21 protein-coding genes are annotated in these 20,373 nt (G+C 42.4%); 5 read left to right on the plus strand and 16 right to left on the minus strand.

The window, feature by feature from the left end; all coding sequences use genetic code 11:
* The 13 genes from sufB to ACQSGY_RS26960 form a co-directional block, all read right to left on the minus strand.
* On the minus strand, positions 1 to 695 hold a 695-nt coding region (gene sufB, locus ACQSGY_RS26900), incomplete at its 3' end, for a Fe-S cluster assembly protein SufB (RefSeq protein WP_427181663.1).
* A gap of 39 nt (positions 696 to 734) precedes the next feature.
* Positions 735 to 2,039, minus strand: a complete 1,305-nt coding sequence (gene sufD / locus ACQSGY_RS26905) for a Fe-S cluster assembly protein SufD (protein ID WP_427181664.1) — start codon at positions 2,037 to 2,039, stop codon at positions 735 to 737.
* 24 nt (positions 2,040 to 2,063) lie between these two features.
* A complete protein-coding gene (gene sufC / locus ACQSGY_RS26910; protein ID WP_289372569.1) occupies positions 2,064 to 2,846 on the minus strand; it encodes a Fe-S cluster assembly ATPase SufC in 783 nt (260 codons plus the stop codon).
* A gap of 72 nt (positions 2,847 to 2,918) precedes the next feature.
* The gene (locus ACQSGY_RS26915) at positions 2,919 to 3,158 is read right to left on the minus strand and encodes a NifU family protein (RefSeq protein WP_427181665.1); all 240 of its coding nucleotides are present in this window, start codon (positions 3,156 to 3,158) and stop codon (positions 2,919 to 2,921) included.
* A 72-nt stretch (positions 3,159 to 3,230) separates the two neighbouring features.
* Positions 3,231 to 3,716 (minus strand): hypothetical protein, encoded by a 486-nt coding sequence (locus ACQSGY_RS26920; protein WP_427181666.1) that lies wholly within the window; start codon positions 3,714 to 3,716, stop codon positions 3,231 to 3,233.
* A gap of 15 nt (positions 3,717 to 3,731) precedes the next feature.
* Complete coding sequence (locus ACQSGY_RS26925; protein WP_427181667.1) at positions 3,732 to 4,307, minus strand: nitroreductase family protein; 576 nt, start codon at positions 4,305 to 4,307, stop codon at positions 3,732 to 3,734.
* Positions 4,308 to 4,312: 5 nt separating this feature from the next.
* Entirely contained in the window at positions 4,313 to 4,810 is a 498-nt protein-coding gene (locus tag ACQSGY_RS26930) for a MarR family transcriptional regulator (protein WP_427181668.1), read from the minus strand.
* Positions 4,811 to 5,084: 274 nt separating this feature from the next.
* On the minus strand, positions 5,085 to 6,776 hold the full coding sequence (ilvD, locus tag ACQSGY_RS26935; protein ID WP_427181669.1) for a dihydroxy-acid dehydratase: 1,692 nt from the start codon (positions 6,774 to 6,776) through the stop codon (positions 5,085 to 5,087).
* Between the two features lie 18 nt (positions 6,777 to 6,794).
* Positions 6,795 to 7,460, minus strand: coding sequence for a GntR family transcriptional regulator (locus ACQSGY_RS26940; RefSeq protein ID WP_427181670.1), 666 nt, complete (start codon positions 7,458 to 7,460; stop codon positions 6,795 to 6,797).
* Between the two features lie 363 nt (positions 7,461 to 7,823).
* On the minus strand, positions 7,824 to 8,291 hold the full coding sequence (locus ACQSGY_RS26945; RefSeq protein WP_426332777.1) for a hypothetical protein: 468 nt from the start codon (positions 8,289 to 8,291) through the stop codon (positions 7,824 to 7,826).
* A 103-nt stretch (positions 8,292 to 8,394) separates the two neighbouring features.
* The gene (locus tag ACQSGY_RS26950) at positions 8,395 to 9,765 is read right to left on the minus strand and encodes a UDP-N-acetylmuramoyl-tripeptide--D-alanyl-D-alanine ligase (protein ID WP_427181671.1); all 1,371 of its coding nucleotides are present in this window, start codon (positions 9,763 to 9,765) and stop codon (positions 8,395 to 8,397) included.
* A 302-nt stretch (positions 9,766 to 10,067) separates the two neighbouring features.
* Positions 10,068 to 11,027: an L-threonine 3-dehydrogenase gene (locus tag ACQSGY_RS26955; protein WP_427181672.1), complete on the minus strand. Its 960-nt coding sequence runs from the start codon at positions 11,025 to 11,027 to the stop codon at positions 10,068 to 10,070.
* A 39-nt stretch (positions 11,028 to 11,066) separates the two neighbouring features.
* Positions 11,067 to 12,257, minus strand: coding sequence for a glycine C-acetyltransferase (locus ACQSGY_RS26960; protein ID WP_427181673.1), 1,191 nt, complete (start codon positions 12,255 to 12,257; stop codon positions 11,067 to 11,069).
* 444 nt (positions 12,258 to 12,701) lie between these two features.
* On the opposite strand from ACQSGY_RS26960, the gene ACQSGY_RS26965 reads away from it, so the two are divergent.
* The 4 genes from ACQSGY_RS26965 (at position 12,702) to ACQSGY_RS26980 (ending at position 15,460) form a co-directional block, all read left to right on the plus strand.
* Positions 12,702 to 13,538 carry an alpha/beta fold hydrolase gene (locus tag ACQSGY_RS26965; protein WP_427181674.1) on the plus strand — a complete coding sequence of 279 codons (837 nt, stop codon included), beginning with the start codon at positions 12,702 to 12,704 and terminating at the stop codon, positions 13,536 to 13,538.
* A gap of 309 nt (positions 13,539 to 13,847) precedes the next feature.
* Complete coding sequence (locus tag ACQSGY_RS26970) at positions 13,848 to 14,309, plus strand: DUF1348 family protein (RefSeq protein WP_427181675.1); 462 nt, start codon at positions 13,848 to 13,850, stop codon at positions 14,307 to 14,309.
* Positions 14,306 to 14,887, plus strand: coding sequence for a TetR/AcrR family transcriptional regulator (locus tag ACQSGY_RS26975; RefSeq protein ID WP_427181676.1), 582 nt, complete (start codon positions 14,306 to 14,308; stop codon positions 14,885 to 14,887). The genes ACQSGY_RS26970 and ACQSGY_RS26975 overlap by 4 nt, the downstream gene beginning before the upstream one ends.
* A 102-nt stretch (positions 14,888 to 14,989) precedes the next feature.
* Entirely contained in the window at positions 14,990 to 15,460 is a 471-nt protein-coding gene (locus ACQSGY_RS26980) for a DinB family protein (protein WP_427181677.1), read from the plus strand.
* Positions 15,461 to 16,352: 892 nt separating this feature from the next.
* Here the strand turns inward: ACQSGY_RS26980 and ACQSGY_RS26985 are convergent.
* Positions 16,353 to 17,234, minus strand: a complete 882-nt coding sequence (locus tag ACQSGY_RS26985; protein WP_427181678.1) for a nucleoside hydrolase — start codon at positions 17,232 to 17,234, stop codon at positions 16,353 to 16,355.
* 94 nt (positions 17,235 to 17,328) lie between these two features.
* Positions 17,329 to 18,216 (minus strand): LysR family transcriptional regulator, encoded by an 888-nt coding sequence (locus tag ACQSGY_RS26990; protein ID WP_427181679.1) that lies wholly within the window; start codon positions 18,214 to 18,216, stop codon positions 17,329 to 17,331.
* 115 nt (positions 18,217 to 18,331) lie between these two features.
* Between ACQSGY_RS26990 and ACQSGY_RS26995 the strand changes: the two genes are divergently transcribed.
* Positions 18,332 to 19,720, plus strand: coding sequence for an MFS transporter (locus ACQSGY_RS26995; protein WP_427181680.1), 1,389 nt, complete (start codon positions 18,332 to 18,334; stop codon positions 19,718 to 19,720).
* Positions 19,721 to 19,874: 154 nt separating this feature from the next.
* Here ACQSGY_RS26995 and ACQSGY_RS27000 read toward each other — a convergent pair whose 3' ends face one another.
* Positions 19,875 to 20,354, minus strand: a complete 480-nt coding sequence (locus ACQSGY_RS27000) for a YbaK/EbsC family protein (RefSeq protein WP_427181681.1) — start codon at positions 20,352 to 20,354, stop codon at positions 19,875 to 19,877.
* Positions 20,355 to 20,373: the final 19 nt, after the last annotated feature.

Raw genomic sequence — 20,373 nt, forward strand, 5'->3', positions numbered from 1 at the left:
GTACAGCCCTCTACATAGTGAACAAAGCTGTCTTCATCTGCAATGATCAATGTACGCTCGAATTGACCCATGTTTTCAGAGTTAATCCGGAAGTATGCTTGCAAAGGCACTTCGCATTTTACGCCTTTTGGAACGTAGATGAAGCTGCCTCCGGACCATACCGCACTGTTTAAAGCAGCAAATTTATTGTCTGCTGGTGGAATGATGGTTGCGAAATATTCGCGTAAAATTTCTGGGTGCTCTCTGAGCGCAGTGTCGGTATCCATAAAGATAACACCTTGCTCTTCCAGTTCCTTTTGCATGTTATGGTATACAACCTCGGATTCGTATTGAGCGGATACCCCTGCCAGGAACTTTTGCTCTGCTTCTGGAATACCCAGTTTGTCGAATGTTTCCTTGATTTCGGAAGGTACCTCTTCCCATGTTTTCCCTTGCTTCTCCGAAGGACGAACATAATATTGAATGTCGTTGAAATCCAGCTCATCGAGATCGCCGCCCCATTTTGGCATTGCCATCTTTTCGAATTGTTTCAGAGATTTCAGACGAAACTCCAGCATCCACTCCGGTTCGTTTTTGATTCGGGAAATTTCGGTTACGACTTCTGCTGTCAGACCTTTCCCGGTTTGAAAGATGGACTTGTGCTCGTCGCGAAAACCATATTTGTACTCTTCCATCTCCGGTGCTTTTTTAGCCATCTTGTTCTACCTCCTAAGTCTCCTTGTGAATGGATCCGTTCATTGACCCAGCTTCCGTTCGATCAAGTATTGTAATTGGGTGCGCAATGCCTCCAAAGGAATATCCGACACCACCGGAGCTAGGAAACCGATGATAATCAGGCGTTCCGCATCTGTACGGTTAATTCCGCGAGACATCAAGTAATGGACCTGCTCTGGATTGACTTGCCCTACCGAAGCTGCATGACCTGCCGTTACGTCATCCTCATCAATCAGAAGGATCGGGTTAGCGTCCCCCCGTGCTTTCGGGCTCAACATCAACACTTTCTCTGTTTGTTGTCCGTCTGCTTTGGTTGCGCCTTTTTCGATCTTCGTAATCCCGTTAATAATCGCCGATGCTTCTTCACGCATAACTGCGCGAGTGATCATTTGAGATGGTGTATTTTTACCGAAGTGACGTGCTTCAGTGGTATAATTATTTTTTTGCGAACCGGAACCGATCGCGATTACTTTGGAATCGGATTTTGAACCGTTACCTTTGAGCACGCTCATCGTGTTGCTCGCTGTATCCCCATCATTCATTTCGCCAACGATCCATTCGATTGTTGCATCGTTCTCCAGAACAGCGCGGCGGAACGATACGTCCGTCACTAGAGTATCCATTTGGTGGACTGTCGCGTAACGCACTTTTGCCCCAGCTTTCGCAATGACTTCAACCACGCCATTATGGAATACAGGTGCAGAAAGTTCGCTCGAAACATAGTTATCCACGTAAGTAACCGAGCTGTTTGTGTCAGCAATAACAAGCACGTGTGGCGCAAATGTGGCAGACGCATCATCTGTCAATAGAACGGCTTGCAGCGGCACTTCGATTTCCACGTTTTCAGGAACATAAAGGAATACTCCTCCATTCCAAAGCGCTGCATGAAGAGCAGCAATCGAATGCTCATCGGCTTTGACAGCCGTATTCAGGTACGGTTTAACCAAGTTTTCGTGTTCACGAGCCGCAGTAGCGAGGTCTATGAAAATAACCCCTTTGGCAGCAAGCTCTTCCGATAGTTTTGCGTATATGCTGCCGGAATTGCGTTGAATGACCAAACCGCCTTCGTTTTGATCTTGTACCAGTTTTTTGATGTTCTGAGGTGCATCATCCAGGGAAGCCAAGGCCTTGCTAGTCTTATATGTTCCATATTCGCTGACATTCCAGCGTTCGATTTTTTGCTTTTCCAGTTTGGGAAGCGCCAGCTCGCTCGCAAGCTTCAAGGCTTCGAGCCGCTGCTCAGTCAACCAGCCGGGTTCATTATTGCTTTCCGACAAGGCGCGAAGCGCTTCAGATTCAACCGGAAGAATTGTTTGTGTAGTCATTTATTATCCTCCTCCGTTTTGTCTTTACGCTTCTTGACCTACAGTTTCGTCTGTAATTCCCAGTTCTTCTTTAACCCAATCGTAACCTTCTGCTTCGAGACGCTGGGCCAGTTCAGGACCACCGGATTTCACGATGCGGCCTTGCATCATAACATGAACGTAGTCAGGTGTGATGTAGTTCAGCAAACGTTGGTAGTGTGTGATGATCAAGAAGCCGCGATCTTCGCTCTTCATTGCGTTAACGCCGTTAGCAACGATTTTCAAAGCATCAATATCGAGACCAGAGTCAATTTCGTCCAGTACAACGATTTTTGGATCAAGCAACATCATTTGCAGAATCTCGTTACGTTTTTTCTCACCGCCGGAGAAACCTTCGTTCAGGTAACGATGTGCAAATTCAGGATTCATGTCCAGCTCTTTCATTTTGCCTTCCATTTGACGAATGAACTTGATCAGGGAGATCTCGTTGCCTTCGCCGCGGCGTGCGTTGATCGCGCTACGCAGGAAGTCGGAGTTGGTTACGCCCGCGATTTCACTTGGATACTGCATAGCCAAGAACAGACCAGCACGCGCACGCTCATCCACTGCCATCTCCAACAGGTCTTCACCGTCTAATGTTACCGTTCCGCCGGTTACTTCATATTTGGGATGTCCCATCAATGCGGAAGCCAATGTAGATTTACCTGTTCCATTTGGCCCCATGATTGCGTGGATTTCTCCACCTTTCATTTGCAGGTTGATTCCTTTCAGAATTTCTTTGCCTTCAATTGTTGCCCTAAAATCATTTATCTGTAGTGATGTTGTCATGCGTAGCTCATTCCCTTCCAACATATTTATTGTCTATTTACGTATCCATAGAAGTAGTCAAAATATTGGATTTTAGAAAACTTGTACAACTTCATGAATCTCATCAATTTCTTCGATTATTGCACGTTCTATACCCGCTTTTAAGGTGATGGTTGAACTTGGACAACCATTACAAGCACCTAGAAATTTAAGCCTAGCAATACCGTCCTCAACATCTATTAATTCTGCATCACCACCATCACGTTGTAAAAAAGGGCGAAGTTTAGATAGAACCTCCGATACTTCGTTAAACAATGTTGCTTTATCTTTCAATTCATTCACTCCTCTCTGTTATCCGTAGTTCTAACTCATCAGCTATATCCTGATCAAATTAGCGACTTCACCCTAGAGAAGTTCAAAATGAAGCTCAGTCTTTGATAACGTGGTATTCCCTTTCGACTGAGTTGCACCGTATCCCAATTCTAGAACCGCAGCAATGCGCTCGTTACTCAGTACACCAAACATTTCAGTACGGCTCGGGTCGTACATCCAGTCATGCAAGGTACAGCGTACACCTAGACTCTGCTCATGAGCCAGCAATCGGAAATTTTGAATTAGACAGCAGACGGCTGCAAAATCCTCTTCCCGCTTATGTGGATCCGCCTCTTCCTTCACCAAGACCAGAAGATACGCGGGAGCCTGCTCCTGCAATCCCTGCATGATGTCCCCATGCCGGTTATCAGCAAATATAAATCGCCACGGCTCTCGCAGTTCATCATTTGGCGCCCATACGGCATGATTGAGCAATTCCAGAATTAGCTCCTGCGATACCGGTCGATCCAAAAACTCACTCGGAGTATGCATGTCTCCTTCCAGATCGGACAATTTCATTTTTACATCCTCCTCTTAGGTAGACTGTCCTTGCAAGACGGTCCACTTCTGCTCGGCTGGCGTTCTTTTCCGACTTTTTGGCGCTTTATCGTAATATCCTATATGAAGAATGCCAACAAATCTTTCATCCTCACGCAGGCCAATTCCTTTGAAAAACCCTTCATGCAGCATCATGGACTCTGTATCCCATAGCATTCCTAACCCATGTTCCCAACCTATCAGTTGAAAGTTCTGCATCATCCCGCAGGCAGCCGCATAATTGCGGTCATTAGTCAGCCGATCCGGTCCTACAGTCGACATAACAATGACGTGAGCAGGAATATCGGTAAATCTCTTTTTGAAAATATCCAGAAGTTTCCCAGGAATCAGTTTACCGAGCCTGCTCTGTGACATCTGTTCCAGCATGCAGTCCACCAACCGTTTGCGTGCTTCTGAAGTTCCGGCATATACCACACGCCACGAGCCAGTCTGAGCAAATGGTTGAAGCCGATTAGCCTTGCGCAGTAATTCAACAACTAACTCCTGATCCACCGGCGTAGAGTTATATTTACGAATGCTCCTGCGCGCCCTGATCAATTCCGCCAGACTCAAATGCTTCACTCTCCTTCGTTTGATCTGGATTCAATATTTATACTGCTGTCTTGCAGAAATTGATGGATTACTTTTAGCTCTGTTTCTGAATACTTGTCGAGAGTACGATAGAAGCGTTCAGTCTCTTGTACATGCAGACGTTCATGCAGTTCAAAGATCTTTTTGCCTTGCGGTGACAACCGGAAATAACTCTCCTTCTTGTTGTCATTCATTTTTGTTCGTTTGACGAATCCTTCCTCCAGCAGTTTGTTGCCAATTTTGGTGATGCTTGCTTTGGACAAATTCATCGCCTCGGCAATACCCGTGTTATTAATAGGCTCATGTTTGCCTATGCAATCTATCATATGAACCGCGGTCAAATGCTGAGGAATTTTCTCGATGCTTTCTCGCTGGGCGATACTCAGGAAATGCTCGATTTCTGTATCCTTGTGGTTCTCATATACATGTAAAAAACGGATAAACTGGTCATAAAGCAACTGTTTTGTTTGATCTTTTGAAGTCATCCTTTGATCGCTCCTTATTTACTTGTAAACAAAAATATCGTCTTAATAATATAGTTTTTTTAAACAATCACTTATATTTTGTTTACTGGTGAACAATATAACATGAATGATAATGATTATCAACTAAAATCTCTGACATGACAATATCACGCTACAATCGCCGACGGAAACCTGCCTTAAACGGAATATCTTTTCAACCTGCCCATTTCCATCCTGGTCAACAAAAAACCCGCTAATCTTTTCTGATTAGCGGGTTTTAAAAATTCAATCTTGTCTATTCCATCAAATCGGTTACTGCACCTTTTGAAGCAGACGAAACTAATTTGGCATATTTGCCGAGTACACCGGATTTTACTTTCAGTGGAGGTTGTACCCACGCTTGCGCTCGAGCGGCCAACTCTTCTTCTGACACCTCAACCTTAATTTCCTGAATGTCACTGTTAATGGTAATCATATCTCCATTTTGGAGCAAAGAGATCGGCCCGCCTACTTGTGCTTCAGGTGATACATGACCGACTACAAATCCATGCGAACCACCAGAGAATCGACCATCTGTTATGAGAGCAACTTTCCCGCCGAGACCCTTTCCTACAATGAGTGCTGTAACGGAAAGCATTTCAGGCATACCTGGTCCACCCTTCGGACCACAATAGCGTATGACCAATACGTCCCCTTCCTGAATTTCATCGTTCATGATCGCTTCTGTCGCTTCATCTTCGCTATCGTATACCTTTGTCGGACCGGAAAATTGCTGTATCTTCATGCCTGACATTTTGGCAACAGCGCCTTCGGGAGCGAGATTTCCTCGAAGCACAACCAGAGGTCCATCTGGTTTAAGCGGATTATCTAGTGGACGTATGATCTCCTGATCATTCTGAAGTGGAGCAGCTTCCGCTAAATTCTCGGCCAACGTTTTACCAGTTACCGTGAGGCAATCCCCATGAAGTAATCCCTCAGCGAGCAATAGCTTCATTACCCCTGAAACGCCACCGATATCATTCAAATCCTGCATCACATATTGGCCACTTGGCTTCAGATCTGCCAGATGCGGAACACGCAAGCGAATGCGCTCAAAATCATCCAAGGTTAAATCAACTTCTACGGAGTGCGCAATAGCTAGCAGATGGAGAAATGCGTTGGTCGATCCCCCCAGAGCCATCACAACGGTGATCGCATTCTCAAATGCTTTCTTCGTCATAATGTCTCTTGGATAGATTTCCTGTTCAAGCAGTGAGATGACCTGTTTACCGGCTGCTTCGCATTCCTTTGCTTTATCTGCTGAGATCGCTGATGTCGAAGAAGAACCAGGCAAACACATCCCCATTGCTTCTGCAGCTGCGGCCATCGTATTAGCGGTATACATGCCCCCGCAAGCCCCTGGACCTGGGCAGACACTACATTCGACCTTATGCAGCTGTTCATCTGTTATTTTTCCATCTTGATATTGACCAACGGCTTCAAAAGCGGAAACGATATCCACTTTTTTACCATCAAGATTACCGGGTTGAATGGTTCCTCCATAGACATAAACGGAAGGAATGTTCATCCGTCCAATAGCCATCAAACATGCAGGCGTATTCTTGTCACAACCACCGATTGCAACAACGCCGTCAAAACGCTCCGCTCCGGTCACAATTTCAATCGAATCAGCGATAGCTTCCCGACTTGGCAGCGAGAACAACATCCCCCCATGCCCCATCGAAATCCCATCTGAAACGGTAATCGTATTAAAAATTAGTGGAGCACCGCCGTTATTACGTGCGCCCTGCTTAGCTTGCACCGCTAAGTCATTGATGTGCATATTACACGGTGTTACTTCACTCCACGTACTCGCTATTCCGATCATTGGCTTTTTAAAATCGTCATCTTGAAAACCAACTGCACGCAGCATCGCTCTGTTCGGTACCCGGTTAGCACCTTCACTGATTACCTTGCTTCGAATACGAAGATCTTTTTTATTTCCCATGTCCTTTTATCCCTCACTTCAAAGTATTTCGTTCAGTTCCTGCATCGGTCGAATAAAATTTTGTTTCATTAGCATGTGAGCATCCCCACTATTTTTGCCTTCAAAAGCTTTAATAATCAAATCATGCTCCTCGACTGAAGCAAGTGTAGCTGTAATGGGTTGTTTTAAAAACACATATTTAAATCTCCTAATGTGAATCTGAAGAGATGTATTAAATGTGGCCACATAAGGATTATCTGAGAGCTCCACAATATAATTATGAAATAGCTCATCCACCTCCATGGCCTGATAAACTTGGCCATTCTTAATGGAACTTTCAAATTCCAAATTGATGGATCTTAGTTTCTCGATTTGTTCTGGAACAATCATTTTGGCGGTAATTTCAGCAGCCAAGGCCTGAAGAGCAGCCATGGTTGAATACATCTTGAAAATATCATTTTTCTCAATATTCGTTACTTTTGTTTCTTTTCCTGGATGCATAGAAACCAGACCTTGAACTTCGAGTAACTGAAGTGCCTCCCGTATTGGTGTCCGGCTGACTCCAAGCGATTCAGCCATTTCCGCATCAATAAGCTTTTCACCTGGTTGCAGTGTTCCATCAATAATCCATCGCTGAATCTGAGAAAACGCTCTTTCTTTTGCGGACATACGGACGGGTAAGGCAAAATCTTTAGGAATTGGCATTGTTTTTCATCCTCATTACAATTATTGTTATATGCAATATATCGCATACAAGATCGAGATGCAATTATTATTTCATTGTTTACTCGCTCAATTAAGTTTATTCTGATAACTACCTGTTTTTATTGAGTGTTGGAGACAATTTTAATGTGATTCTGTTCTAATATAAAAACTCTTGTATCGAATAAAATAAAAAAGCCGCTAAAATAGCGACTTCAATCAGCACATGTTCTTGTCCCTCGACACTTCTGCTTGCACCTTAATTTTTCCAATATCAGATTCGTATGTGCCTGTTAGTAGAGCAAAAACAGCCAATCGCAATGATCAGCTGCTTTCTTGTTGTTTGAGCTACCGTTTCCCATTAGTTCAACAATATTTCTCCTTTAAAATCTGTACATACTTTACGTTAATTCCAGTGATTTTGGAAGTTGTTCCTATATCCATTCCCTCTTTGATGGCGTTACGGGCAATTTTTAAATTATATCTAATTTTTGAGATCTTATCCTTTAATAAAGTATCGTTAAAATCCAAATAGTCATCAGCAATCTCGCCATCTAAATTAAATTCAATGTCATAACTACCTATATCTTCTTCCAAATAAAATATATCGACTGAACAAAATATAACTGCTTCTGTGCCATTGAAAGAATACTTAAGATAAATTGAGCGTTCTTGAACACTTATATATTCTTCATACAGCTTACCTTGAAATGTGTTGTGATAATCGTCTTTTTCTTCTTCACGCCATTTTCCAAAGCAATCCCAAAAGCCATCTACAGTTCGTTTTATTGCATTATGTTTACTTTCCCAAGCAAGCAAAGTTTTTTTATCCATGAGTCATTTCCTTTACTTCTACTTTAAATATGCAACTCCATTGTAACATGCTTTTGAGTTATTCTGCCCGTTGGTTTAATGAATTGAAGGGCAAGTCGAATGACTAATTCATTAAGGAAGGAATTATTAAATCAATCTGCATTCCTCTAGATGCTTTTAACAAAATCACATCATTTTTCTTAATTTTTTGTTTTAATGTATTCGCCAAGATTATTTGATCTTTAAAAGTCATTACAGCCTCTAATGGATATCTTCTTTTTGCTTCTGATGCAATATGGCTGCTGAGATCACCACAAGTATAAATATAATTTATTTTATTCGGATCAAGATTTCTTCCAACCACTCGATGAAACTCTATTTCATCATCACCCAATTCTAGCATGTCACCAATTACTAAATGCTTTTCTCCATAACCCGTCAGTTCCTGAAAAGTCGTAATTGCTGCATTTACGGAATCCGGGCTAGCATTCCAAGCATCATTAATAATTGTAAATCCCAAGGGGGAATTCATTTTCTCAAATCTCATATTAGGTAATTTCAGTTGAGTAAACCCCTCATTTATTTCTGAAGAATTTAAACCCAATCTTAGAGCAATAGCAATTGCAGCAAGAGCATTATTAATATTATGCATACCAAGAAGTGGAAGGTAGTACATTTGATTTGCAACAGAGAATTGTGAACCATCGGAACAGGATATTGTATTTTCGGCGATCACATCATTAAAATCTCCCTGTCCAAAACTAATTGTTTCTATTGAGATATTTCTATTATTTAGTTCTTTATTTAATAATGGCTCGTCACCTTGGAAAACAAAGCACCCACCATTCTTTAGACCATTAATAATTTCTAATTTTGCTGCTGCTATTTGTTCTCGAGAGCCGAGACTAGATAGATGTGAAACCCCTATCATTGTAATCACGGCTATGTCTGGATGAGTAATTCGGGAGAGTTGCTCAATTTGACCTCTTTCAGTCATCCCCATCTCGATTACTGCAATTTCAGCATCTTTATCTATCCCTAAAATCGTTAAAGGAACACCGATTTGACTGTTTAAATTACCTTCTGTTTTATGAACTCGAAATTTTGTCTGTAAAACAGAATTTAGCATCTCTTTTGTGGTTGTTTTACCGTTGCTTCCCGTAATACCAATAACTTTAATTTGTAACTCTCGTCGGTATTCTGTCGCCAATTTTTGTAAAGCTTCTAAGCAGTCATCCACATAGATTAACGGAACATGATCTGGTGGATTGGGGCGATCCTTCTGCCAGAAAGAAGCAATCGCACCTTTGGATATTGCATCACTTACATAATCATGTCCATCTAAATCTCTTATGATTGGAACAAATAAATTCCCTGGCTTTATAGTCCTGGAGTCAATAGACACACCAAGAATTATGAGATCCTCAAACCCTAACGATAACCCACTACCTGCTGACATTCGTTCAATAACTTTGAGTTCATGATTAATCATCATTGCACCCCCCCATCGAATTAATTTTTTGGAGCTTATAACTCAATCTTTCTATGATAATGACACGGATGAAAAGAAATCTAAATATCCAACACGAATGATTTTTCTTTAAAGGGTGGTTCTCACACAAATTAAAAACTGATTATAATTTCATTTTTCTTTATCTGATAAGCCACAGACCACGGAAATGTCTGGGCTGGAGGATGAAAAAAGAAGCTGCAACAAAAGGTCCGGGGTAACGCCAAACCTCTTATACAGCTTCTTTTGTATTTCTACTCGCTTTGCAGAGCGGATTCAACATAACTTTAAGCTTTGCGAAGCATTTGTCTCTCGCTTAGCTGTGACAGCATATCCTTTGTCATGGCCTTCAAGTCGTAGCGGGCATGAAATCCCCATTCTGTTTTTGCTGCCGTCGCGTCAATAGAATGCGGCCAGCTATCTGCAATTGCCTGTCTCTTCGGGTCAACATCATATTCGAGGATAAAGCCGGGAATCTCTTCCCGAATCGCTGCAGCGATCGCCTCTGGATCTACACTCATTGCGGTGACATTAAATGAGTTTCGGTGTATCAACCGTGATGAATCCGCTTCCATTAAATCGATGATAGCGTTCAGGGCATCCGGCATATACATCATGTCCATGTTCGAGTCCTTGGCGATATAGGATGTATATCGGCCAATCGTCACGGCTGCGTAGTAAATTTCCACCGCGTAATCCGTCGTTCCTCCGCCGGGAGGCGTCATATAAGATATCAAACCCGGGAATCGCAGCCCTCTAGTATCCACGCCGTATTTGTGAAAATAATAATCACAAAGCAGTTCGCCGGACACCTTATTTACGCCGTACATCGTATTGGGCCTCTGGATCGTATCCTGTGGGGTATTGTCTTTCGGAGTCGAAGGGCCAAAAGCTCCAATGGAGCTTGGAGTGAAAAATTGGCAGCCGAGCTCCCTGGATATTTCAAGTGCATTCATCAATCCGCCCATATTCAAGTTCCAGGCAAGCAGCGGTTTCTCCTCTGCGGTAGCCGACAGCAGCGCAGCTAAATGAATGACGGTATCCACTTCGTATCGCTTGGCGATTTCGAACATCGCTTTAGCATTCGTCACGTCCAGCAGCTCGAATGGCCCGGATCGGGTAATTTCGTGAGATGATGACCTGAGATCCGTAGCAACGACGTGATCCGCACCATAAATTTCACGTAATTTAACAACTAACTCAGAACCGATTTGGCCCAGTGCTCCGGTCACCAAAATCTTGTTCATAAGACATTCCTCCCGAAATAGAGACTCCCGCGAATGCAGCTAAATCAGCTTCATTTCCTTGCCAACTTTCTCATAAACCGAGATCACCTGACCCAGCATCTCCTTGGTATGGGCAGCTGTCGGCATGTTGCGTATTCTTCCGGTTCCTTTCGGGACCGTCGGAAACAGGATTGCCTTGGCATAAACGCCTTCTTCATAGAGACGTTTACTGAACTGTTGGGTGGTTACTTCATCGCCAATAATACAAGGGGTTATCGGGGTTTCACTTTGGCCTACATCATATCCAAGCCGGCTCAAGCCATTTTTCAAATGATTGCCGTTCTCCCACAGCTTCTCAATCAGTTCTTTGTCATTCATCAAAATGTCGACAGAAGCGCTACAAGAAGCAATTGCAGCTGGAGGTAGCGATGTCGAGAACAAAAATGGACGGCTTCTTAGCTTCAACCATTCAATGAGTTGTTTTTTACCCGCGACATAACCGCCGACAACACCGATCGCCTTGGAAAGAGTACCAATTTGAAAGTCAATACGGTCGGACAATCCAAAATGCTTCACGGTTCCCGCACCTGCTCCGAGAACGCCCGAACCGTGTGCATCATCCACATAAGTAATCAGATCGAATTCTTCTGCTATTTTCACGATTTCGGGCAGCTTTGCTATATCACCATCCATGGAGAAAACCCCGTCGGTGATGACCATAATTTTATGGTACTGACCGGATTCCTTGGCCTCTTTCGCCTGCTGTCTTAAATCATTCATATCCGAATGTTTAAAGCGAATCACCTTGGCCCTCGACAGGCGGCAGCCATCAATAATGGAAGCATGGTTCAGCTCATCTGATAAAATAGCATCATGCTGGTCCATTACCGCGGATATAGCAGCCATATTGCAGTTAAATCCCGATTGATACACGATAACGGCTTCCGTTTTTTTGAAACGGGCAAGTTTTTCTTCAAGCTCAACATGAAGATCCATCGTACCATTAATTGTCCTCACAGCCCCTGCGCCTGCCCCGTATGTCTGCGCCGCCTTAACTGAAGCATCAATCAGGCGGTGATCTGTTGCCAGTCCCAAATAGTTATTAGAAGACAAATTGATTAGGGACTTTCCGTCGATACGAATAACAGGACCATTTGCACCCTGCAGTGTATCAATGACGTTATATAGACCTTTAGTCTTCAGATTTTCAATATTTGAACTCAAAAATTGATCCAATGCTTTACTTGACATTTTATTCCCTCCTTGATATACGTTTGTCCTTGTACAGGAGACGTATGATTTTCCGAAAAAAACCTTGTTATAGAAGGAGTTATGCTGATTTCAATGTAGCATCTTTTTTATTTTTTGTACACATGTGGCGGACAAAAAACAAAAATATCCGCAAATAAACATAGCGATTGCTTCCCCATTCCCGGAAGCAATCGCTGACTATATAGTTTAGCTGAATAGTCAGCGATAAGAACTTCACCTTCATCAGCTAAAGCTATCTGATATATTGAGAGATTAGCTAAGTATCTAGATTAATATATGAACTTGCATTTATAAACCGATCGGTTTATACTGATACAAACGGTATAGAAAGTGAGGCGATTCATGAACAAGTCCCCACTCATGTTTCTGAGCCAAATAGCTTTTGTATAAACAAAAATATAACAACTGATGGAGGTATTTTCCATGGCTAAAGTAAACGTAGGCGCTGAGAATGACCAACCAATTGAACTGTATTATGAAGATCATGGTGCGGGAAAACCAATTATTCTGATTCATGGCTGGCCTTTGAGTGGACGATCTTGGGAGAAGCAAGTTCCTGCTTTAATTGAAGCGGGCTACCGAGTTATTACATATGACCGTCGTGGATTCGGTCAGTCTTCTCAACCTTGGGATGGTTATGACTATGATTCCTTTGCTTCGGATTTGCATAAATTGATTTTGCACCTTGATCTGCGTGATGCCACATTAGTCGGATTCTCCATGGGTGGCGGCGAAGTTGCACGTTATGTCGGAACCTATGGAACAGAACGCGTTTCTAGAGCCGTATTTGCGGGAGCGGTTCCTCCCTATCTCTATATCACTGAAGACAATCCTCAAGGAGGATTGGATGATGCAACGATTGCAGAATTTCAAAACGGGGTAAAAGCGGATCGGCTAGCATTTCTGGATGGTTTTACAAGCAACTTTTTCGCTGCTGGAGACCGTAAAGACCTTGTGAGCGAACCATTCCGTATCTATAACCGTGATATTGCAGCTCTGGCTTCACCCAAAGGCACATTGGATTGTATTGCTGCCTTTGCCCTTACGGATTTTCGTCAGGATCTGGAGAAGTTCAACATTCCGACACTGGTTATCCATGGCGATTCAGATGCCATCGTGCCTTTGAAGGTGAGTGGACAACGTACTCATGAATCCATCCCTGGCAGCCGTCTGGTTGTTGTCGAAGGTGGACCACACGGATTTAATGCGACCCATTCTGATCAATTTAATGCAGCATTGATCGAATTTTTGCAGGGTTAAATTTGATTCGACTTATGATTTTTTAGCAAAAAGAACAAAATGAGGTGAAAAGTAGAACGCCTCTCATAGAGGAGCGCGTTCTGCTTTTTCATTATTTCATAGGTTATGCATAAAGAATGTACCCCCTCTTGGTCATTGGTAATACACAACAAGAGCCACTATGCTTAGGATTCATAAGCTTGATGGCTTCTTGGTGCACTATGAATTTGTATCCATTCTAGATTGGTATTGAATTTGGGATGTAAACTTGCATTTATAAACCGATCGGTTTATACTGACACAAACAGTTTAGAAAGCGAGGGAAAATTAATGATTAATTTAACACCCCCATTCACTCGTGAGACAGCAATCCAAAAAACTCGTATGGCAGAAGACAGCTGGAATAGCCGGGACCCTCAGCGCGTCTCACTTGTGTATACTGAGGATTGCTATTGGAGAAATCGGAGCGAATTTATAACAGGCCGCCAAGAAATTGTCTCTTTATTAACTAGAAAATGGGCCAAAGAACTGGACTACCGCCTGATCAAGGAACTTTGGTCATTTACGGATAACCGTATTGCAGTTAGATTCGCATATGAATGGCGTGATGATAGTGGCAATTGGTTCAGATCGTATGGAAACGAGAATTGGGAATTCGCTAACGACGGCTTGATGCAGCGTAGATTTGCTTCGATTAATGACATGCCGATTAAGGAAGAGGAACGGAAATTTCATTGGCCTCTCGGCACGCGCCCCGCTGAACACCCAAGTCTAAGTGAGTTAAACTTATGACTCGTACTGTGTTTGAAAAGTCTGACGTCATCCCTCTCGTTGCCGAGGTATTTCGTGAATTAGGTTATGAGGGCGCTTCGTTGAGTAAAATTACAGCCCGTACCCGTCTATCTAAAGGAAGCTTGTATTATTTCTTTCCTGGTGGAAAAGATGAGATGGCTGCAGAAATTCTTGCACATATTGATCAATGGTTTATCAAAAACATTTTTGAACCGCTTGAAAAGAATGAACCCCTGGCAGCCATTGATCATATGTGGCAAGAGGTCGATACTTATTTTCAATCTGGTCGGCGTATATGCCTTATTGGTGCATTCGCTTTGGACGAAACAAGGGATCGATTCGCTGCTGTAATCCGGCAATATTTTATAAGATGGATTGAAGCCTTAAGCGCGGCACTAGTTCAAACAGGTATCTCTAAAGAGACTGCTGACCAAATTTCAGAGGAAACAATTTCTAGTATTCAAGGGGGGTTAACACTGAGTAGAGCACTTAATGATGAATCCTTTTTTGAACGTACGTTGGCAAATCTGTCACAACGAGTCTCAGCTTATGTTTCTCAAGGCAACTCTGGTCACTGACACAAAATTGTTTTTTAGTAAAACTGGCGGAATTTCTTTACCCAAAAAACAAGTGATTTTTTCTTGACGATTTCATTAGCGGCTTTATGGGAGGTCAATATCATGAGCAATTTTGTCGCAGATCAATTGGGATTTGTTCGCCGTCAGGCAGTTGATTATGTGAGGAATATAAATGACTCTGCCTCGGAAATAATTCCAACAGGTTTGAAAAACAATATAAAATGGAATCTAGGCCACATGTATGTTATACATGAGAAGTTCGCTTTCCAACTTACTGGGGAAGAAACCAAATATCCTGCTAGTTTTAGTAAGTTGTTTGATTCAGGAACTAAACCGTCTGACTGGACTACAGAGTCTCCACCGTTGTCTCAAATAATCGACTTGTTAATTGAACAAATTGAAAGGGTTGAATCAGTACTTTCAAGCAAATTGAAAGAAGAAATCAATCCTCATTACAAGTCTTCTACAGGACTTAACTTTACAAATGTAGAACAATTACTCGGTTTTCTGATTTACCATGAAGCAATGCACTTTGCTACAATTAAAAATATCAAGAGCATTATTGACAGTTAGATAATGTCTTTTCACTAAAACGAACAAACCGACCTTAAATCCTGCTAAAATTGGAATAAGGTCGGTTTGTTTTTTTATAACTTCATAAAAATCTTATATAGGATTTACGGGTTTGCTTTTAGCCACCACGAAATAGTAAGACAATTTTGTTAGTTAGATTAAGTCAAAATGTTCTGTCAAAATCTTCACTACAACCTGCTTAAAAACGTTTAAATCACACGCAGAGTTGTTTGCCTTTTCCTTAGCTATGTTTATGTTGTTATAAATCTCCTCTTCCAATTCTCTTCTTGCCTTAAGAACCTGAAGGGTTCCTTCTAACCCAAAAATCTCGGTGCCACTTATCATCTCCCATTATTCTATCAACAATATGATGAGTACCCCAAGCAGCCGCCATTTCTAATCCCTCACAGCAGTCGTTGAGAATCGTCCTTTTCTGGATGAAAATGAGGCCTGGCCCCCAGTCACTTATATGATCGTAGATTGTCTTTTTCATGGTTTTCCAAACTCCTCATTACGTTTTACGTATTATGAGTAAAATCTCCTTTTTTAGGAGAAGCGCCTTACCTCATATGTCTTTTATACTCCTCTGTATCCATAATCATCAATAAAATTATATCCACTTGATATCGGTAAATGGACTAAGTTCTTGTCCCGAGCTAAGGACAAAGACTTGGTTCGATAAAAAAAGTCCCCAATATAACGACTTGAATGGGACTATGTTCTTGTTTCTTGACACTAACAACCGATAATAAATCAAAAAGTTTATGTAGTTACCTTCTTTTTACATAGCTTGCCCATTAAGAAAGCAGCCGATCACGTTGATCAGCTGCTTTCTTCGTTTTATTGATCTAACTGTGGAATATCACTTCCCATGTTCACACCTTCTGGCTACTTACCTGCTTAAGGTGGATGACAAGATATGATAAAAACGTTCCTTATCTACTTCTCGAGTAATTTCCACGTTTCCATCCCGAGCTGCTCTAAAAGAAGTACCTCCCATAAACATTTCCTCATCGGTTTCAACGCGGACAAAGCCTCTTTCAAATTGACAAACATCAGGATAAAATATACAAACAGCTGCCAATGGGTCATGTAATGTCAACTTATTCGAACTTTCAAGCCAAGAATCACCAAAATCAAGTACCGATTTCATTAAATCGGATTCCGCAAGAAAAAGTTCTCCCGCCTTGGCTGCATCTAAGGTCAATCTCTCTGTAATTTCAAGTGTAATGGCTCGGTTGATCGCCACATTGGAAGCAAAAACAATTTTGGATGCAAGCGGATCAGCCCATGAGTTCCAATTGTAGTAGGCTTCCGGCAATTCCTCTTGACCAAAATATCCATTCATTATATAAAGTCCTTTTAACAGGGACGGAGCGTCGGAATAGGTGTTAAACAGCGTTGCAATATTGGTCATGTTTCCAATGCCAAGTAACACAATCTCATGGGGATTAGTCCGGATCATCTCATACATAAATGCGGGTGCATCCGATTTCTCATATTTCTCATGTTCCCAGTTTGGCAATGCTCTTGCCCCGTCCGGTGTTGGATATACAGGGACAGGCTGCAGTGTTGAATCCAACCCTGCAATAATTGGAATATTCCTCTTAACCGTTTTACATATCGCACTGGCAACGGCCGCCCGCTTCTCAGGTTCTCCACACACCGTTGTAATGCCAACTAAGTCGCACTGTGGCTCTTTTAATAAATATGCTAGACAAATTGCATCGTCAATATCTCCGCCAATATCTGTATCAAGCAGTACTTTTTTCATGTATTGAACCTCCTGTACTAAAAATTAAGTATTCAAGAGTACATTACAAATCCCCATTATAGACGGTTTAGAGACGGTATTCGTTGTCGAATAATTAAAGTGTCTGTTTGGATACCGTCTCGAAATATTCTACAACAACCTCACGGAATTCGAGAGCAGCCTGCGAAATGTAGCGACTCCTGTGCCATAACAATGCGATCTCCCGTACCAATGCATGATTCTCTACTTTGAGATATTTGATATGTTCCCAAGAATGCCTTGCAGTACTTGGTATAAAGGCTATGCCAATCCCCGCTTCCACTAGAGAACTTAGCCTTGCAGGTTCATCACCTTCATACACATATGTAGGTATAAATCCAGCCGATTGGCATATCGAATCCACCAGATCACGAGTACCGTAGCCTCTTTTTACACCAACAAAGCATTCATCCCTTAGCTCAGTCAAAGATATGCTGTTTCGGTCAGCAAGCCGGTGCTCTTTGGGAACAGCTACAAGAATCGGGTCGATGAACATGATTTGAGTTTCAATGTCTTCCCCTTGTATAGCAGGTGAGGACAAGCAAAAATCAACCTCTCCTCTATGAAGAAGCGTAGCCATTTCCTGCGTGGTGAGCATTTGCACATGAAATAAGATATCGGGTCGCTTGTTCCGAAACTCTCGAAGGATCTGAGGCAATGTGCTTGCGGTGGTCACCGCCAATTCGAGTATGTCATGTTCTGGGCTGGATAAATCACGAATCTCCTGCCTCCCCTGTTCCAATTCAAATAACGCCCTCTCTGCACGGCGATAGAATCTGCTTCCATACTCATTCAATCGCAGTTTCCTTCCTATTCGATCGAATAATGGGACTCCCAAATCCTCCTCCAAGCGCCCGATCGTTTTGCTTAGTGATGATTGGGTGACATGCAGACTTCGTGCTGCTTCCGTCATATGTTCCAAACGAGCTACCTCGAGAAAATATTTCAGTTGAAGAAGTTCCATTCTAGACCCTCCGTTCATTCCTTTGAATCAATGAAATCATAACATAAAATGCATTGGAATAAATAAATGATTTCAAGTACGATGATGACACTAATATACAGAGTGAGGGATTGCAATGAGTATTCGCAGTAGGTGGTTGATGATTTCCGTTGGACTAGGGATTCTATTAAATCCATTGAATTCTTCAATGGTTTCAGTTGCTATTCCAAGGCTGCAAAATGTGTTCCATCTCGACTTTACAATGGTATCCTGGATTATTTTTGCTTTCTACATTGCGAGTGCTATCGCTCAACCGATCATGGGAAAAGCCAGCGATTTATTCGGTAGGAGGAGGATATTTCTTAGCGGGCTTGTTGTATCCTTCGTTGCATCATTATTAGCTCCACTATCCCCGAACTTTGGATGGCTCATCGTGTTCCGCATTGTGCAATCCATCGGAACAAGCATGATGGTTGCGGTTGGAATGGCCATTGTGCGAATTCATATTACGGAGAAACAAGCAACTGCGCTGTCTATTTTGTCGATATTCCTATCCGGAGCGGCAGCGATTGGCCCCTTTATTGGCGGGGTCATCATTCACTGGTGGGGCTGGCCTGCTATCTTTTTGGTTAATATTCCTTTCGTGGTGACAAGCTTTTTATTAGCTTGGAGGCATATTCCTAAGGATGTTCCGTCTACGACATCCGTTGCTCGCAACATGTCCTTTCGCAAATGGCTTGATTGGATTGATGCGCCAGGGGTACTGCTATTCACCGTGGGTCTGGTTGCTTTGCTCTTTGGATTGTTGTCCACGAAATCATCTGGTCAAATTTCATTGAGTAACGTTATTGTCGGGCTGATCGGCTTCGTTGGACTGGGAGCTTTCGTCCGACATGAGTTAAAAGCGAAGACGCCCTTTATTCCTTTACGCACATTCGCTAAATATCCTGCAATGACTTGGATCAATGTCGAATTCATGGTCATTAACTTGCTTTTTTACTCTCTCTTTTTCGGGCTTCCGTCCTATTTGCAAATCGTACGTCATGTGAGCGAGTTCCATACAGGGATGCTCATGCTAAGCTTAGGCCTGTGCTCGCTCGTTGCTTCTCCAATGGCAGGGCGATGGATCGATAAATCAGGACCTCGTCCAGCATTGCTTATGTCCGGATTGCTGATGACATTTGGGTCCGTGTGGATCGTGACACTTGATCAGACTTCACCGGTTATCAGTGTGTGTCTCGCTTTAGCTGCATTCGGTATTAGCAATGGCTTAAACAGTGTCGCTATGCAAGCGGCCTTATTCAGGAGTTCACCAAAAGAAATGATAGGTGTAGCATCTGGAATATTCAATACCTCAAGATACCTGGGAACCATTCTCTCTTCTTTGCTGATTAGCAGTGTAATGGGAGGTAACTTCAGCTTCGAAGGATTTCGAGTACTTGGAATTATCCTCACGTTAATTGCATTGTCATTGGTATTCATACATTGGCGGCACAAGGAATCAGGAAAGTTGCATGAGATCTAGTTATCTGCCAGATGTAAATTATCCTTCGTTACCTCAACAGAAAGCGGTAGCTGATCGTGAAAATCGGCTACCGTAATATCATGTTGAGCTGACGCTTCTTCCAGATACCGTCAATATACGAATCGCTAGCGAAATAAGAGAAAGTAACACAAATTTATTTTACACAGATTACTCGTCCTTTTGTCATTTGCACTAATTCTTCGGGTGTTAATTGAAACACTGCTCTTGGATGTCCGGCAGCAGCCCATATCTCTCTAAATTGTAACAAGTCTTCATCAATAAGAGTGATGATGGACTCTATATGTCCTAAAGGTGGCACGCCTCCAATAACAAACCCTGTGTGTTCACGTACAAAATCAGCGTCAGCTTTTCCTATACTGTCATTCAGATGGGTTTTAATTTGTTTTTCATTAATTCGATTTACTCCACTGGCTATAACCAATAAGGGTTTATCGTTATTTTTGAGTCGAAAGATAATTGACTTAGCTATATGTGCAACATCGCAACCGATCGTATCGGCAGCTTCCTGTGCAGTTCGTGTACTGTCAGGTAGTTCTATAACTTTATTTGCATAACCCAACTCTATTAGTTTGTTTTGAACTTGTTGTGCACTATCTTTAAGTTGACTTGTCAACGTATATCCCTCCTTAATG

The organism is Paenibacillus sp. TC-CSREp1 (genome assembly GCF_050171015.1).
GTDB classification, from domain to species: Bacteria; Bacillota; Bacilli; order Paenibacillales; family Paenibacillaceae; genus Paenibacillus; species Paenibacillus silvae.